Genomic DNA, 16,228 nt, shown 5'->3' on the forward strand with positions numbered 1-16,228 from the left:
CCAGCGTATTTAGAAAGCCAATTTCATCTTGGTTCCTCTAGGATTCGTCTATTGCAAATCTTTCAAATGAGGCTTCTCATGTGCGGAATCGTCGGAGCAGTAGCGCAGCGTAACATTACTCCTATCCTGATCGAAGGCCTCAAGCGCCTCGAATACCGCGGCTATGACTCTTGTGGCGTTGCCCTGCACGTCGACGGCAGGCTGCAGCGTTCGCGCAGCACCGCCCGCGTGGCCGAGCTGGAAACCCAAATGGCCAGCGCCAAGCTGGAAGGCTTTACCGGCATCGCCCATACCCGCTGGGCGACCCATGGCGCGCCGCTGTCGCACAATGCCCACCCGCACTTTTCCCCGACCGAAGAATCGGCCCGCATCGCGCTGGTGCACAACGGCATCATCGAAAACCATGACGAACTGCGCGCCGAACTGGCCGCCCTCGGCTACGTGTTCACCAGCCAGACCGACACCGAAGTGATCGCCCACCTGGTCGACCATATGTACAACGGCGACCTGTTCGACACCGTCCAGCAAGCAGTAAAACGCTTGCACGGCGCCTATGCAATTGCCGTTTTTACCCGCGAAGAGCCGCACCGGGTCGTCGCCGCGCGCCAAGGTTCGCCTTTGATCGTCGGCGTCGGCCAGGGCGAGAACTTCGTTGCCTCCGACGCCATGGCGCTGGCCGGTACCACCGACCAGATCATCTATCTCGAAGAAGGCGACGTCGTCGACCTGCAACTTGGCCGCTACTGGATCGTCGACGTCGACGGCCGTCCCGCCACCCGCGACGTAAAAACCGTGCACGCCCACACCGGCGCGGCCGAACTGGGACCGTACCGTCACTACATGCAAAAGGAAATCTTCGAGCAGCCGCGCGTCATCGGCGACACCCTCGAAGGCGTCACCGGCATCATGCCCGAGCTGTTCGGCGACAACGCCTATAAAGTTTTTAAACAGATCGACCGCGTGCTGATCCTGGCCTGCGGCACCAGTTACTATGCCGGCCTGACGGCCAAATACTGGATCGAATCGGTCGCCAAAGTGCCGTGCAGCGTCGAAATCGCCAGCGAATACCGCTACCGCGACAGCGTCCCGCACCCGAACACGCTGGTCGTCACCATCACCCAGAGCGGCGAAACGGCCGACACCCTGGCCGCCTTGAAACACGCGCGCAGCCTCGGCATGGTCCACACCCTGACGATCTGCAACGTCGCCACCAGCGCCATGGTGCGCGAGTGTGCGCTCGCTTACATTACCCGCGCCGGCGTCGAAGTCGGCGTCGCCTCGACCAAAGCCTTCACGACCCAGCTGGCCGCCCTGTTCCTGCTGACCTTGACCCTGGCGCAAATAAACGGCCGCCTGTCCGACGACGACGAAGCGACGTATTTAAAACAGATGCGCCACCTGCCGGTGGCGCTGGCCGCCGTGCTGGCGCTGGAGCCGCAGATCATCGCCTGGGCCGAAGACTTCGCGCGCAAGGAAAACGCCCTCTTCCTCGGCCGCGGCATCCACTACCCGATCGCCCTCGAAGGCGCGCTGAAACTGAAGGAAATCTCGTACATCCACGCCGAAGCCTACCCGGCCGGCGAACTGAAACACGGCCCGCTGGCGCTGGTGACCGAGGAAATGCCGGTGGTGACGATCGCCCCGAATGACGCCCTGCTCGAAAAGCTAAAATCGAACATGCAGGAAGTGCGCGCCCGCGGCGGCCAGCTATATGTCTTCGCCGACGTCGATTCGCGCATTACGTCAAGCGACGGCGTACACGTGATTCGCCTGCCGGAACACTACGGCCTGCTGTCGCCGATTTTGCACGTGGCGGCACTGCAGTTGCTGGCGTACCACACGGCACTGGCGCGGGGGACGGATGTGGACAAGCCGCGGAATTTGGCGAAGTCGGTCACGGTGGAGTGAGGACGGCAGCCGGAATGTCGCGGGTGAACAGCTTGAATTATGTGTGTCAAGTGCGAAATATGTATGTCAAACGTGAATTGTATTTGTCAAATTTCGGCTGATAAACGCTGTGGCGAGAGCAAATAAAATTGGTCCAGAAGTGCGACTCCAAGCGGAGTCTAACAAACCTGTTGGGGTCTCACACAATTGCTGACGCGTCAGCGGGCTCCACAGCGTTTCGATGCAGAATGTTGAGAGAGATTCTTGATCAATAGAATCAAGGAAATTCAGTAAATTTGTTCAATTTCGTGTATCTATTCGTGTACCTAAAACACAATGCGTCCGCAGATTATCCTGATCCCAGGAAAACTATCAGTGCCCAGAAGTAAAATGTTGGCGTGCGTGTATCTTGAATGCTTGTGACTGGAGACATCCTCCAGTAAGATGGCATGCATGTCCTCAATTACCCAAACACCAATTTTTCCGGCCATGAAACGTTTCCGCTTCGACAGCTTTGGCTACGCAAGGCGTTCGACGCGATCTCTTGTCATTAAACTCTTCTGAAAATACCCGTCGTTCACGTGCCATGTAATACCTCCGATAGTGTCATCATACCTATCGGAAGTGTCCGTCATGGTGGGGGAATGCCAAAGTGAGCGTTGGCCTCCAGTTTCTGAACGGCCAATCTTGCCTTGTATAACTTGCCGAGCGGGCTCCTCTCTACTTTAGACAAAGTCGGCGGGGCCTTCCTCTTGCGTCCATCTGGCTTGAGCATGCCGGTCAGATCGTTGAATGACCACTCGCCGCCGTCTTTTTTTTTGACTTGGTAGATGTCGACTCGGCTTGGAGCAGCTTCGGAATTAAACTCAGCGATGTCTTGGAGCGACTCGAAGAGCAGAAGAAAGTCACTCGTACCGGTTTGCTTGAGTTCAAATATGCGAAGGATTGCCCAGTAGCGTTGAAAGTCCACTCCCTTCTGTCCATGACCGCCCCCCGCTTCCGATAGGGTCGGATCCTGGCTCAGCGAAAATATTTCGGTAAACTTTTCTTTCGACGCTGCCATATTAAATTTCGTAAAACGTCGCTCATCGATCTGCAGGAATTGCAAAATATAGTATCCCCGTACAAGTGATGCCAATCTATCATTAAGTATGCAAATTACCAACTTTTTCGCATGGTAAAGGTAAATGGCTTGCTGTGTCAGGGCATATTTTTTCGCATGGCTCGTGATGGAACAAGACGAATACTCATCTATAGTGACCCGAACCAGCACATCGGGCTTTATGCGCAGAAGTACTTCCTGGGGTTGCTTGACCGGTTTGGTGCAGGGCTACAGAAAGCAAGGAAGAGTCGGGCCTAACCTAAGAGGATTTCTCCGTGGTCTCGAGCCGCACGTATCTTAGTAGTTTGGAGCGTGGCATCAAGTCCCCGACAATCTCGAAGCTCGAGGCGCGGGCGTCGGTAATAGGAGTTCACCCGCTATTTCTATTAGCGCTTGCGTATTTGCCAACGAATCCCGAAGAGCTAGACGCGGTATGCGCTCGGATTAGGGCTGACATCGAATCGTTTGGTTCCAACACTTCCAAAATCAGCACTGCGGACCGAACTGCAGAATAGCGACGACAAAGAGATCAGCCGTACCGGATCTATGCCGAGGCAAACACGATGGCTCTACTCGCCCCAATCACCTGGCACCCATGTCTGCGCGAGCCTCACCTCCCGCCAAGTAGCGTGGCTGAAGTTGTTCACCTGTCTTATCGCGCCTTGCCGAAAGCCCGGACGGGCAAGGCGAATGTCCCAGTGACCAAGTTTCCTCTTGCGAACCAGCGCGTGCTGTCGAGCGCCTGAAGCACATCGAAGGCGGGAACAGTACAGGTTTAGTACCGGCTGCGAGCTTTGGAAGATGGAGCGTCAGAAACATATGCAAGACACTCAGCCCAACTTCACCGTCCAAAATACTTCCTCCAAATAGCGACAATGAATCGACCATTCCTATTTACATCATGTTGATAGACATTGGTATGATGGCAAATGCGAAAATTAGAACCTAACAGGAGCCTAACGACCAAGACAGTGCCGGCGCAATGCTGGAATATGATGGTCGGCCATAGCCTATGACACCACTTGAGATCGTCAATGCTGCAGTTGTTCACGGCACGCGAAGCGTGTTTGTGCTTGGATGCTTCGAAAAACGGGTCACCGTGTACTCGCAACAAATTCGCGCGCTCAATCTCGTCGATGGGATTTTGTCTGAAGGTTTGGTTCGCGCTAAAGGGAAGGTCGCCATAGTCGGCGGCGGTGTAGCCGGCATGACTGCGGCTGTCGCTCTAGCAAAGGCAGCTCCGGAGTTGCAGCAGCTAGATTTGTTCGAGAGTAGAGCAAGGGTTCTTGAACTTCAGCATGGCAGTAGCCGATTTCTCCACCCGCATTTCTATGACTGGCCTGATTCAATTTCAAAAAACGCTGACGCTGGTTTACCCATCATGAACTGGCAAGCCGGGCCAGCGGGTGCCATTGCGGACACATTACGCGGCGAGTTTGAACGCGCAACACACAGCTCGGTCCTTAGGACATATCCAGGAGTGCCAGTTATAGAACTTAAGCCCAATTCGCTCGGCCTCGTTCGAGTGGTGGCTGGGGACGGCTCAGCAATAAATCGCATCTACGACGCGGTTATCCTCGCAATCGGATTTGGTATTGAAAGAGGCCTAGACGGTGAGACGCCGCCTTATTGGACTCCATCCGGATTGGCCGGTTCGATTATTACCCCCCTTGCGAATCCTATCATTTTCATTTCTGGGAACGGAGATGGTGGCCTCGTCGACTTCCAGATGGCTGCCTTCAACGCGCTGGAGCACCGTCAAATATGCGAGCTGTTAGCATCGCTGGACCTTGGTCCCGCTCGCACCGTTCTGGAAGCGATTGAACAAGAAGCTTGGGCTGACGGCGCGAATGTGGACCTGTTCCAAGAGTATCAAACGAGAGTGCGATCACAAGTACCGACCGCAGCATGGGCGGAGATCAGCGAACGCCTCCGTCCTAACGTCCGGATATGGCTCCACACAAATGAACCACGACTGTTCCGAAGGACGACTGCTCTTCACAATCGTTTCGCGACGTTCCTTGCTATCGAGGCGCACAGGGAGATAGACAGCAACACAATTACCTTAAGAACGGGGGTCAACTTTGCTGGCCCTCTGCCTTCTGTGGGCGAAGTCACCTTGGAAGGCGAGGCACCCTTTCATCCGTTGCGCAGATATTTGCGCATCGGTCCAGATGCCCATTCGAACCTTTCTCCCTTCTCAGGTCTGTTGGCGGGATTTGTGAGTGCAGAGGCTATTCCAAGCCGTCCCGAATCCCCGATTCTGACCGCAACCGCGCGTGCTAGGTTCGATGCATTTAAAGATACTGCACAGCCAGACGTAGCAATGGAGTCGACGGCTCTTCCGAGTCATCCGGCTCGCCCAACTCTGACCGTTTCAATTTCACTCTCAGTATCCGGTCGGATCGTTTGGGCTGGCGATGTCAGCTTGAACAATATCATCCAACTTTGGGCAGGAGGGAGTTCGATTACGGTCCACTGCGATATTAATGCTGCGAACGCCTCCATGCTTATGCCAGCGATCGCGCGGATCGGAGTACACGCGCAGGACTTCGTTCTGTATGCCCGTGATTTCGCTGGTTGGCAGGCTGGAATGTTGGGTTTGTGCTCCGACCGATTCCTCCCAGGCGCTGACCTCAATTTCTGTTGCTTAATCAAAGGGTGGCTGCCACCTCCCCCTGGGCTTCAAGTTCACTCGGAACAGCCAATTGATGAGGTTGTTAGAACTGTCCATGATCAGCTCGACGCCGATCTTTTGCAGCGACTGCACGACTCCATTTTTGGCATCCTCGGACCTGCCGAGATAGCTACCGGATGGCCGATTGAGCCAGCCTTGCGACAAGCGCTCTGGGAACTTTGGATTCAATGGCATGCTGAATTGACGGCGAATCCAGCTATGAGGCAGCGCTTTCTTAGACTGCTGGCAAGCGTAAATGACCAAATCGATGCAGGTGACGGGGGTTTGGTTCAATTGGGGCCGAAAGTCATGCGGCCTTACTTGGTGAAGCCGACACTATTTGGTTTAGCCTTTGCGGCTTGCTCCGACCGGGCGATGGGGCCGGCTGGCAGGCATCCAGGAAACATAGCTTTTGAGGAAGTGACCGGTCACGCGTGTGGTGTCGGCTGGATTAACCGACGCGAACTTCGAGGGCGTGCCGCTGCTGGGCAATCATGGACCACCAACGTCGTGCTGCTCTCACAGTTGCAGGAGGCAGTGCAGTTGCTGGAGGGGGACCAGCGGCTAGATCAGAACTTGACGGATCAAGCGAGGATTGGTCTGATATCTCTTGCTGACAAGCCCATTGTCATTGGCGCCAACGAGGACTTTCTGATGGCACTTCAGTCAGGCATCCCTACCGTCCAGCACTTCTTCCAAGCGATCTTCGAGCGCCGTGCCATCGCATCGCAACAATCCCTAGAGGAGGCATGAAAATGACATTTGGCGACGGAACTGATTTGACGGCCAAATTGCTTGACGCAGCCAGAGCCATTGGTGCAGCAGTGGCAGATGCGCACCCGTCCTTGATAGGACCTAGATTTAACTCTGAAGTCCTAAGTGACGCGATTACCGGCGACTATCTTAGCCGGCAGGAAAGCGACCTCCCGCAGCAAGTCTTCGCGACTCTCCTTGATGGATTTCCTTTACTCATTGGTACTCTCAATGGCCCTCCAAACGGTGCAATTATCGGCTCACAGCTTCGACGATATAGGAATCAAGCAACGATTTGCCGCTCTTGGCTTGGCACGGAAGCTTCCAACCTGCACATGTTCTTAATTGGTCCGCCCGGTGCGCTCATCGACGCGACTTGGCGCCAGTTCGCCGCGGAGATCGAGGCAGATGACCGAGTTTGTCGCAAACAAGTCTGGCTCTTCGACACCGCCCCAACCATAGGCGATGCTCGTGAATTCCTAGAACGTACTTTCGTTGCGCGCCCTTGGCCATCCGAGCAAAGAACAGAGTTGTTGGACTCCATGGCGAACATTTCTTTGCCGAGCGGCTGGGAAGAAGCACTTAAAAATCAAGAACTCGACTTCAGCGAACTCGTTGACCAACTAATTGCACTCGAAGAGGCGAATTTCGTATGAGCGACATATACCTTCGTAGTGTTGAGTTCTCAAATTTTCGCGTATATGGCGATAGCTATGCATACGAGTTTCCAGCGGGGCCAGGCGTAACGCTCATCACTGGTGGAAACGGCCTGGGTAAGACCAGTTTCTTTGACGGAGTCGAATGGGCTCTATCCGGACAAGTAGGTCGATTCAGCGACATACACGTCGATGGTCGCCGAAAGACGCAAGACCCACTTACAAGAATCGGGGCCCCGGAAAATAGCCATCGAGTAAGCCTTCAGTTCTCTGAAGGTGCCCCGATAGACCGCGGGGCCGGCTTTGAGACGAATGAAGCCGGAATCGCTAGACTTCTCAAGCAGCCAGGTTGGGCAGAAATAGCCGACCTGCACGGCTACCTTTCAATCACCCATTTTTTTGGACAGACATCCGCACAACGTTTCTCACTCAAGAAACCTAATGAGCAGTGGGAAGCGCTTAAAGGCCCTGCAGGTGTCGATCGGATCAACGCTTTGCGCGAGCGCATGAGCGGTCCAGGTGTCCGGCGCGCATTCACGCGTGCAGTTGAGGAACGAACGAAGAGGCTTGAGGCAGCTACGGCGGCAATGGCAAGTTGGCATTCGTTACTTGAAACAAGAGATCGAACCAAGCAGCTTGCATCGTCTGAGAACGCCATTCCGCCGGCGGATATTCGTTTATCTATAAACCGGTTGGCAGAACAGATCCTGATAGTATCTCCAGCCTTTGAATGGACCCCGGCCAACGAGTACGAGCAACCCGAGGCAATCCTAGATCGGTTTGCGACTTTAGTACGCGCCGTCAACGATCAATTCGTGGAGGACCGTAGGAAAATCGGCTCGCTTTCCCAGTTGGTTTCAGCTTTTGATGCCGCGAACTCCGATGCTACAGCGGTTGCCAGCCAACTCGAGTTGACCAAGCAAAGCCATGCAGCAGCGGTAAGTGACCTACAAATTGCAGATGAAAAACTTTACGAAGTTACGTCTTCGCTTGCTAGCTGCGAGACGAAGCGGGGTCAAGCGATAAGTCGCTTAGTCTCCATAGACCGAGTTTTCACAACATCTAGGAATTTGGCGGACGCACAGGCGCGACAGACATCAGTGGAGACTGATCTGAACTCGACGTCAACGTCATCAGCAGAGCTCGAAGCGAGCGTTGGCCAGCTTCAGGCTAAACTAGCTGCCGCTATTGCTCAACGCGCTGAACGTCGAGCACTCGCTGACCGCCTTGGACAGGCGCGGAATCTCACTCAGATATTCAAGGAAATCACCACACTGTCGACGGAGATTGTTCGAATTTCTGAACTTTTAAAAGCGAAAATGGCCGACGATCCTCGCGCGAAGCGCGCCCGATTAGTGACCGATGCGGCAGTTGTCGGCGAGGAGATTTCTGCTTATATGACGGAGCTCCGACGGCACGATGATCGAATGCAGGCGATCACCGACGCAGTGACTGCGATAGCGCACAGGCTTGAGCACGACGATACCTGCTGCCCGATCTGCACTACAGTGTTGCCTCCTGGTCGATTGCTTGAGCTTGCGCGTGCTCAATCCGCATCGAACGTGACACCAGCCGCACAGTTAGCCACCGCACTGGCGGAAGCGCGCCTGAATGCTGAACGTTTGCAGTATCAGCTTACTCATGCCGACGCTGAGCTAGCCGAAATTCATCAGCTCGAAGCAATTCTTGCATCAGTTCGTTCGCGAGAAAGCAAATTGCGGCAACAACTGGTGGACCAGGGTGGTGTTGCTGACGCTACATACGACGATACTGGGGTTGTAAGGCTCGAACAAGAGCTTGATATGCTCGATGAGAAATTATCTGAAGGCGCCGCGGCGGAAGACCTGAAATCTCAGATGGAAGCTGCTGAAGCGGAACTGAAAGCGGAAGCCGCAAAGCGCGCCTCCCTACAGCAAGCACTGTCTGATGTTTCAGAAGCGAGTCATATGGCCAAGTCAATATTGCTTGAGTTTCCTGACCTATGGAGCCCAGAGCAAGGAGTATTGATTGACCTCGAGTCCGAACGTGCGGCGGCAGAGATGCACTCCAAGGAGACGAGCGAGCAAGTCGCGATGACGCAGGCATCTGTCCTCAACGCGCGTAGCACTCGCGGTTCCTTACAGGAAGTAGTGGCACGTGAGGCAGAGGCACTTGACACCCTCACGGGAAAACAAAAAATGATTTGGGGAACGCGGCTGGAACATCTTAGACTTTGGGGGGAGGCGGGGTATTTGAACGAGCCGAGCGGATCATTCCTTACGGAGCATCAGACTCGCTTGGTTGAACATTCGATCCGCGCAAAGTCGGTCGAAGACAGTCTGCAGCTCTTGGTTACTGGTTACCGCAAATGGATCGGTTACGAGCAGCTTCGCTTGCTCGAGGATGAGATCGCCAAGAAGCTAACCGCAGAGGACGGCAAGTCTGAAGGCGAAGTGATCGCCCTTCTAGCAAGGCGAATGGAGAAAGCGCGAGACAACATCAAGATTGCTCAGAACGCGAGACAGAGGGTCGAGACTGTAGGCAGCAGCATGCAGCAGCGAGCCGGCACATATGCTGATGAAGTACTTGTTCCTCTAAACAACACCATTAAGCGGTTTGCTCGCGCCTTGATGACGTGGTCCGACGAATCCATTAGCTATCATGCCGAACATACAGCGACCCGCTCAGAGCTGCGGCCGGGCATCGTCAAGCGGGCGGTTGACGGGTCGATAACGCAAATGGAAATGAATCCGAACCTGTACTTCAGTGAAGGGCAACTTTCGGCACTGAGTGTTGCAGCGCTGCTCGCAGCAAGCACGACGTTCGGTTGGTCCCGTTGGAGAGGGCTATTGCTGGACGATCCCCTTCAGCACAACGATGTCATCCACGCAAGTGCATTCATGGATATGCTACGTCAACTCGTGAACGGCCTTGGCTATCAAATCATCCTCTCAACACATGATAGCGCAGAGGCGGAGTTTTTGAGTCGCAAATGCGGGAGTGCAGGGATCCCGTATCAAATACACGAACTTGCCCCGCGTGGTGAAGGAGGCCTCGTGCACATGTCCGACCGATTGTCGAACCTGAGCGCCTCTCGGACTTACTAATCTACCATTGGACAGGCAGGATGGCGGGCTTCGCCCGCTGCGCTAGTTCGCGGCGAACTTGGCCAGCGCGAAGGCACAACCCTTATTGTGTCGCGCGACTCCCGTGACGCGACCTTATCCGGATGACTACCTAGAGACGGTCGAGCAGGCCCGGCGCGAGCGCGACCGCGAGTACCGGCCACCGCTAAAGGCACCGGTTCCAGAGTTTGCGCGTTACCAAACAATCTACCTTGGTTTCCCGATCTGGGGCGGAGCAGACCCGCCAGTGATCTGCGCGTTCCTGGCGGCATATGACTTCAAGGGCAAAACGATCATTCCTTTCATCACGCACGGGGGCTGTGGCATCGGTAACAGCCTGACGGTCCTTGCCGCCGACATTCCGGGTGGCCGACTGCTTGACCATGGTCTTGTCATGCAGGCCGATCAAGAGCGGCAGACGCTCGAACGGGTAACAAAATGGCTGGGCGGTGTTACTTAAAACAAGACCATACCTCGGAGCAGGTAACGCTCTAAAGCAGGTACCATTTCACCTTGAACTAAGCGTTTTTAGCTTTAAAATGATTGGATTGGACATACGACTCCAAGCGAGCCTAACGTAATGCTCTGCTGGGCGGCATGATGAGACGGACACCGATTACTTCAGATGACGTCAACAGATGGAAGGCTCAAGGGCTCGGCCTTGGCGAGACCGCGGCCTACAAACCCTGGATCGACGTCCGATGCTTTTCATCCAGAGGACGCATGAGCCGCCGGCCAGGCGTGACGACCGGCAGAATGCATCACCTGTTTTCCGATAACGAAGACCACTTTTTTCTCATGGCGGACTATGCCGCTGCCGTGTTGGACATTCGCGAACAATTCCCTTTGTTTCCGGAAGATTCTACGCATGAAATAGCACGTTCGATGGCGATGCGTCACCCCAGGTACCCCTGCAGTACCACCCCAGTTGTCATGACAACGGACTTTCTTCTGACCGTTGTCAGCGGGTCAGGCGCCCGATCATTGGCTGCATGGAGCATCAAAAGTGCAGATGAGTTGCGTGGACGCCATCGGAAAGCTGTACTCGCCAAACTGGAAATCGAGCGAAGGTATTGGCTTCAGCGTGGCGTTCCGTGGTACTTGTTCACCAATGAGGGTTTCGATCAGACCGTTATCGATAATTTGGATTGGATCAGCTATTTCACGGTTGAAGGGAAAGTGAGACCAGCGGATTTCGTGGCGCAACTCCCAACATTCCTGTCCTCGTTCGAAGACACGTTACCGCAAGCGTTGCCACTTAAAGGACAACTGCGAGCTTGTTCAGCAGCACTAGGCAATGCAGTCGACCTAGATCTCATCACCGACATGTTCCGTTTTTGTGTGTGGCATCACCTTATCGATATTAATCTCAAGGTACCAATAGGTTTGCAGTGCATTCCTGTCGTCTTCTCCATACGCAAGGCGGCCGTAACCGGTCTCATCCGGGGCGAGAACCATGAATCTTCTTCAGCCAGTTGAGGTCTTTGAGCAAACACCAGGCGCCGCGGAGTCGGGTTTCCTATGCCCGCAGCGTGTCTTATGGGTCGAGCCAGACAAAGATCTACTCGTCACGATCGGACTTCAAGAAAAACTCAAGAAACCCGAGATATATCGCCTCAAGGAGGTGATGGATCTTCTGCGACACGGCACATTGCAACGAGTCGAGGTCAAGCTTCGCCCCTATGTATTCCAAGCTGAGGAGTCAATACCGAAGAAGAGTCTGCGTATCAGGGACCGCGCATGGTCGATCATCAAACCACTGGTCCAGGAAGACAACATTCCTGAGGTTTATCTTCCCGCAACGAGTGGTCACTTGATATCCACGCGGGCGAAGGAACTAGGACTGTTCCCTAAACAGGTCCATCGACCACTGTACAGATACTTGGCTTTTGGCAGTTGCACTGATGCACTAATAGCGTGTTACGACTTGTGTGGTCCTGCGGGGAAGCCTCAACAACCTGGCACTCGAAAACGCGGGCCACGTCCTAATCGAGTCAAGGTCAACAACAACGACCTAACGCTCCTTGGTCCTTCCACCGCCGATGTGAAAGAAAAGATCATCAAGGGTATCAATGAGTTTCTCAAGTCCGGGATCACTGAGAAAAAGGCTTGGGAGGAGACAAAACGAGTGTACTTCAATACCGGAGCGATCGAGCATGGAAGCACACTGGTCCCTATACTGCCTAAAGCGCATGAGGCGCCCTCGCTCTTTCAGTTCAAGCAGGTCGTAAAGGAGATGGACCGCGATCTTTCGGTGACCAAACGGAATACCAGTACCACCACGTGGGAGTTGAAGCATCGGGGGGTACTGGGAAGTTCGCGACGCCGCGTGTTTGGTCCTGCTTCTCGCTTCGAGATTGATGCAACTATTGTTGATGTCTACCTGGTTTCGGTGTTTAACCGTGCTTGGCTGATCGGGCGTCCCGTACTGTACGTAATCGTCGATGTTTTCTCTCGTATGGTGGTCGGATTCTACCTCGGCCTGGAAGGACCAAGCTGGGAAGGTGCTCGACTTGCGTTGTGTAATGCATTTACAAACAAAGTAGAATTCTGTCGACAGTTTGGTGTCGAGATCAATGAGGAAATGTGGCCCTGTCATCATCTACCCCACAAGCTGCTTTGCGACAATGGAGAGATGAAGAGCCATGCATCCGATGCGTTGACAAACCGGCTTGGCATCGTTGTGCAGAACGCGGCGGTCCGGCGACCCGACTGGAAACCGAACGTTGAGCAGCAGTTCAATCTCATCAACAACCATACAATTCATTTTGAACCTGGGGCGTTGAATCGCCGGTTGGACGAGATGAAAAGACGGAATTGTCAGCTGGACGCTTGCCTGACAATCCCGGAATTGACTGCAATCCTGATTCGCAAACTCATCAAGTACAACTGGTCGTCTTACCGTGCAGATGCGCTACCGGAAGCAATGTTGGGTGACAATCTGGTTGACGCCACTCCTATATCAATATGGAGCTGGGGCATGGAACACCTTACCGGTGGAGCTAAGGCTATCGGGAAGCAGGAAGTATGGACGAAGCTCCTTCCGGAGGCGACCGCGTCAGTCAGACGCGACGGGATTTACTTTGAAGGGCGACGCTACGTTTGCCCACGTGCCATCAACGAAGAATGGTTTGCAAGGGCAAGAACAAAAGGAAAGGTCGAGCCGATCGAGATCCGGCATCTGCCATACACACCCGCTCAAATTTGGGTTCTTAACTCAGCATCACGCGAGTGGGAACTATGCGAGCTACTAGATCGTGACGAGAAGTATCGGCTCGCTCGCCTAGAAGAAATGCTCGATCGGGCTAAGCTGTTGGCCTTGGAAGCCGACCAAAATGCTTCGGAGCTGCAGCAAGAGTTTGCCAAGTTTGACGCCGAGTGCGACGCCATCACTGCGACCGCAAAAAAAGCTGCGGCGAAAGCCAAGCAGGGATTAAGCAAAACCGAGAAGAAAGCGAACGTGCAGGCAAATCGGGCTTTCGAGAAAACGGCCGAGCGTGTCGAACATGCGCGTGAAGCGGCGCAATCGTATTGCGAGCCGCCGGCGCAGGATAATGTTGTGAAGTTGCGTCCCGATATGCGAAAACAAAATCCGCTCGACGACATCTGGAGTCTATAACTTACTGCATCCTTGGAGCAGGGTGACGATGGAGAGGGCAATGGAAGTCAATCATTTCTGTCCCACATATGTCGAGCAGAATATCGCGGAGTATCGCGACAACCCGCTCATCGAGGCCCTGCCCCCAATCTTCTCCGAGAATGAAGCTGCACGGGCGATGATCCTGCGTCCACAGATCCAACCGGAAGAGCGAGCGATGTCAACTGAAGAGCGCTGGCATTTGCTTGCGCGGCTGAAGTATGTCGTGATCCCTCGTCTGATTTTCTATGACGTCGAACGCACTATCTCGCGCCTGCTCCGGGCGGGCTACGTCGTCCGTAATCCATCCGAAGCAGCGACTTGGCGCAGCATCTATACCGCTCAGGATCGCGAGCAGTCGCGGAACCTAGACTGGCAACTGATCCCTTGCGAATCGCAACTGCTCATTGTCGGACTAAGCGGTTCGGGCAAAACAACTTGTGCCGATGCGGTCTTGCGATCCTACCCACAGCAGATCATCCATCACTCTATATGGCGAGGGCGGCACCTGCCGATCACCCAACTGGTATGGCTCAAGGTCACCTGCCCCAAAAACGGCTCAATTTCGAGTTTTTGCCGGGAGTTCGCACGGCAGGTCGATGTCGCCCTCGACACTGGTGGAAAGTACGAAAAGCTCTTTTCAAGGGCCCGCATGCGAGAGGACATGCTTGAAGGCGCCATGCGCCAGATTGCCGCCACGCATTTCCTCGGCATTCTGATTATCGACGAGATTCAGCGGCTCAGTTTGCATAAGACGCACGGCACGGCGCTGTTGCTGCATTTCCTCCAGGATCTACGCACAGCTCTACGGGTGCCAGTCGTAGAAATTGGTACGAGCAAGGCGGCCAGTCTGTTCACCGATGAGATGAAGGACGGCCGCCGCGCTTCGGAAAGCGGCTTGATCCAATTTGAACGGCCCTCGAAGCGGGTAAAGGAGTGGGACGATTTCGTTCAACGTATCTGGACGTATCAGTGGGTGCGACACCCAAAAGATCCAGATGACGAGATGCTAGATACGGTCTTCGATCTCAGTCAGAGTATTCCTGACTTCGTTGTCTTGCTCTTCAAGCTTGCACAGCAGCGCGCTATGCTCGACGGTACCGAAACGCTGACGCCGGCACTTTTAAAGCAGACTTACGACCACGCGTTAGCATTACTTCATCCGGCAATTAACGCTCTGCGAACGAATACAACCAAGTCACTTTCGAAATACGAAGACTTGTTACCCGTTGATGAAGCACTGGCGAAATTGCTAGAGTTTCCGAGACATGTCACTGTCGTGCAGGATCATCTAGACCAGCTTTTTCCGGTATCAGGTGCTGTCACGACGGATGCTAGAACCGAGCAAAGCACAACGCGGCGACCCTATGAAGGTAGCACCGAGCCTGTCGATCATGATGCACTTAATGCAGAATTACCCCCAGGGTATATGGATATGAGGACTGCAGCGGATGAGGGCGATCCACACCAGTATTTGGTCGAGAAGGGAGTGATCAGCTGCGTATTCCGGCGAACGTGACCGCTCATTCCGGCGAACGTGCGGAATGTGTCAATCGCTTTGAGACAATGAAATTGATGAGTTTAGTGTCTAATTCTCTGTATTCCCTCCGCTTTCCGGTGCCGATTTTGGCATGTTAATGCCGGCCACAGTTGGCAATGCGGGCGGGCGTGGCTGCCGATGTTTGAATCGGTTGGGATGGCGTGTAAAGGCGTCTTGCAGAACGATTGCGCGCTGATCGTAGATCGCGGTAGCAACGCCTCCCCCTGTGTCAAACTACTGTGAGACAACTTCATCATGCTAATTAAGGAAGTTGCTATCACATGGAAAACCAGATGTCGCCAGCGGTAAAACAAAATGATGAACGTGAGAGTGCCGAGGTTGTCGCCGTCGCGCGCCGCCGTAAGTTCACGGCCAGCTACAAGCGGCGCATCGTGCGCGAAGCCGATGCCTGCAGCAACCCGGGCGCCGTCGGTGCGCTGTTGCGTCGCGAGGGATTGTACAGCTCGCACTTGAGCAACTGGCGGCAGGAAGTCGAGGCGGCCGAACTGGCTGCCCTGCAGAGCAAGCCGCGCGGCCCCAAGCCCGACGCTGCCAAGGCGGCCGACCGCCGCGTACTTGGTCTGGAGCTGGAGGTCGCCAAGCTGAAAAAACAGCTTGGCCGCGCCGAACAAATCATCGACGTCCAAAAAAAACTTTGCGATCTGCTGGGCTTGCCAACGGCGGGGGATGTGCCGTGATGACAGCCGCCAGTACCCTGGTGCTGCCACTTGGCGCCGCTGCCGCGTGCAAAGGCATGGGCGTGTCACGCGCCACGTACTACCGTGCCAAGTGGTCGCGCGCGGCGCTGCATACGGTGCGCCAGCCGCGACGCTCTCCGCTCGCCCTCGGAACGGCGGAGCGCCAGCAAGTGC

11 protein-coding genes are annotated in these 16,228 nt (G+C 54.7%); 10 read left to right on the top strand and 1 reads right to left on the bottom strand.

What is annotated here, in order from left to right; genetic code table 11:
- Nucleotides 1-78 precede the first annotated feature (78 nt).
- Nucleotides 79-1,908: a glutamine--fructose-6-phosphate transaminase (isomerizing) gene (gene glmS, locus CR103_RS10585; protein ID WP_099915952.1), complete on the top strand. Its 1,830-nt coding sequence runs from the start codon at nucleotides 79-81 to the stop codon at nucleotides 1,906-1,908.
- Nucleotides 1,909-2,336: 428 nt separating this feature from the next.
- Nucleotides 2,337-2,441: a DUF4007 family protein gene (locus tag CR103_RS24095; protein WP_143752574.1), complete on the top strand. Its 105-nt coding sequence runs from the start codon at nucleotides 2,337-2,339 to the stop codon at nucleotides 2,439-2,441.
- Nucleotides 2,442-2,518: 77 nt separating this feature from the next.
- Here the strand turns inward: CR103_RS24095 and CR103_RS10590 are convergent, their stop codons facing one another.
- Nucleotides 2,519-2,995: a dsDNA nuclease domain-containing protein gene (locus CR103_RS10590; protein ID WP_143752575.1), complete on the bottom strand. Its 477-nt coding sequence runs from the start codon at nucleotides 2,993-2,995 to the stop codon at nucleotides 2,519-2,521.
- A gap of 1,006 nt (nucleotides 2,996-4,001) precedes the next feature.
- Here CR103_RS10590 and CR103_RS10600 point away from each other — a divergent pair.
- From CR103_RS10600 to CR103_RS10635, 8 genes are all read left to right on the top strand, one after another.
- Entirely contained in the window at nucleotides 4,002-6,419 is a 2,418-nt protein-coding gene (locus tag CR103_RS10600; RefSeq protein WP_099915954.1) for an ABC-three component system protein, read from the top strand.
- A complete protein-coding gene (locus CR103_RS10605; protein ID WP_229442993.1) occupies nucleotides 6,416-7,075 on the top strand; it encodes an ABC-three component system middle component 1 in 660 nt (219 codons plus the stop codon). Before CR103_RS10600 ends, CR103_RS10605 begins: the two co-directional genes overlap by 4 nt.
- Nucleotides 7,072-10,161 carry an AAA family ATPase gene (locus tag CR103_RS10610; RefSeq protein ID WP_099915956.1) on the top strand — a complete coding sequence of 1,030 codons (3,090 nt, stop codon included), beginning with the start codon at nucleotides 7,072-7,074 and terminating at the stop codon, nucleotides 10,159-10,161. Before CR103_RS10605 ends, CR103_RS10610 begins: the two co-directional genes overlap by 4 nt.
- Nucleotides 10,162-10,264: 103 nt before the next feature.
- Nucleotides 10,265-10,639 (top strand): flavodoxin, encoded by a 375-nt coding sequence (locus CR103_RS10615; protein ID WP_229442994.1) that lies wholly within the window; start codon nucleotides 10,265-10,267, stop codon nucleotides 10,637-10,639.
- Nucleotides 10,640-10,902: 263 nt separating this feature from the next.
- A complete protein-coding gene (locus CR103_RS10620; protein WP_229442995.1) occupies nucleotides 10,903-11,658 on the top strand; it encodes a TnsA endonuclease N-terminal domain-containing protein in 756 nt (251 codons plus the stop codon).
- Nucleotides 11,636-13,798, top strand: coding sequence for a TnsB C-terminal domain-containing protein (locus CR103_RS10625; RefSeq protein WP_099915958.1), 2,163 nt, complete (start codon nucleotides 11,636-11,638; stop codon nucleotides 13,796-13,798). Before CR103_RS10620 ends, CR103_RS10625 begins: the two co-directional genes overlap by 23 nt.
- A gap of 40 nt (nucleotides 13,799-13,838) precedes the next feature.
- Nucleotides 13,839-15,335 carry an ATP-binding protein gene (locus CR103_RS10630; RefSeq protein ID WP_099915971.1) on the top strand — a complete coding sequence of 499 codons (1,497 nt, stop codon included), beginning with the start codon at nucleotides 13,839-13,841 and terminating at the stop codon, nucleotides 15,333-15,335.
- Nucleotides 15,336-15,637: 302 nt separating this feature from the next.
- Nucleotides 15,638-16,054: a transposase gene (locus tag CR103_RS10635; RefSeq protein WP_229442987.1), complete on the top strand. Its 417-nt coding sequence runs from the start codon at nucleotides 15,638-15,640 to the stop codon at nucleotides 16,052-16,054.
- Nucleotides 16,055-16,228 lie beyond the last annotated feature (174 nt).

The organism is Massilia psychrophila, from assembly GCF_002760665.1.
Taxonomy (GTDB): Bacteria; Pseudomonadota; Gammaproteobacteria; order Burkholderiales; family Burkholderiaceae_D; genus JAFCUW01.

Bases quoted from the DNA above. Each gene is read 5' to 3' on its own strand.
- CR103_RS10605 (WP_229442993.1), top strand. From the start codon at position 6,416: ATGAAAATGACATTTGGCGACGGAACTGATTTGACGGCCAAATTGCTT.
- glmS (WP_099915952.1), top strand. From the start codon at position 79: ATGTGCGGAATCGTCGGAGCAGTAGCGCAGCGTAACATTACTCCTATC.
- CR103_RS10635 (WP_229442987.1), top strand. From the start codon at position 15,638: ATGGAAAACCAGATGTCGCCAGCGGTAAAACAAAATGATGAACGTGAG.
- CR103_RS10610 (WP_099915956.1), top strand. From the start codon at position 7,072: ATGAGCGACATATACCTTCGTAGTGTTGAGTTCTCAAATTTTCGCGTA.
- CR103_RS10630 (WP_099915971.1), top strand. From the start codon at position 13,839: ATGGAAGTCAATCATTTCTGTCCCACATATGTCGAGCAGAATATCGCG.
- CR103_RS10600 (WP_099915954.1), top strand. From the start codon at position 4,002: ATGACACCACTTGAGATCGTCAATGCTGCAGTTGTTCACGGCACGCGA.
- CR103_RS24095 (WP_143752574.1), top strand. From the start codon at position 2,337: ATGCATGTCCTCAATTACCCAAACACCAATTTTTCCGGCCATGAAACG.
- CR103_RS10625 (WP_099915958.1), top strand. From the start codon at position 11,636: ATGAATCTTCTTCAGCCAGTTGAGGTCTTTGAGCAAACACCAGGCGCC.
- CR103_RS10620 (WP_229442995.1), top strand. From the start codon at position 10,903: ATGAGCCGCCGGCCAGGCGTGACGACCGGCAGAATGCATCACCTGTTT.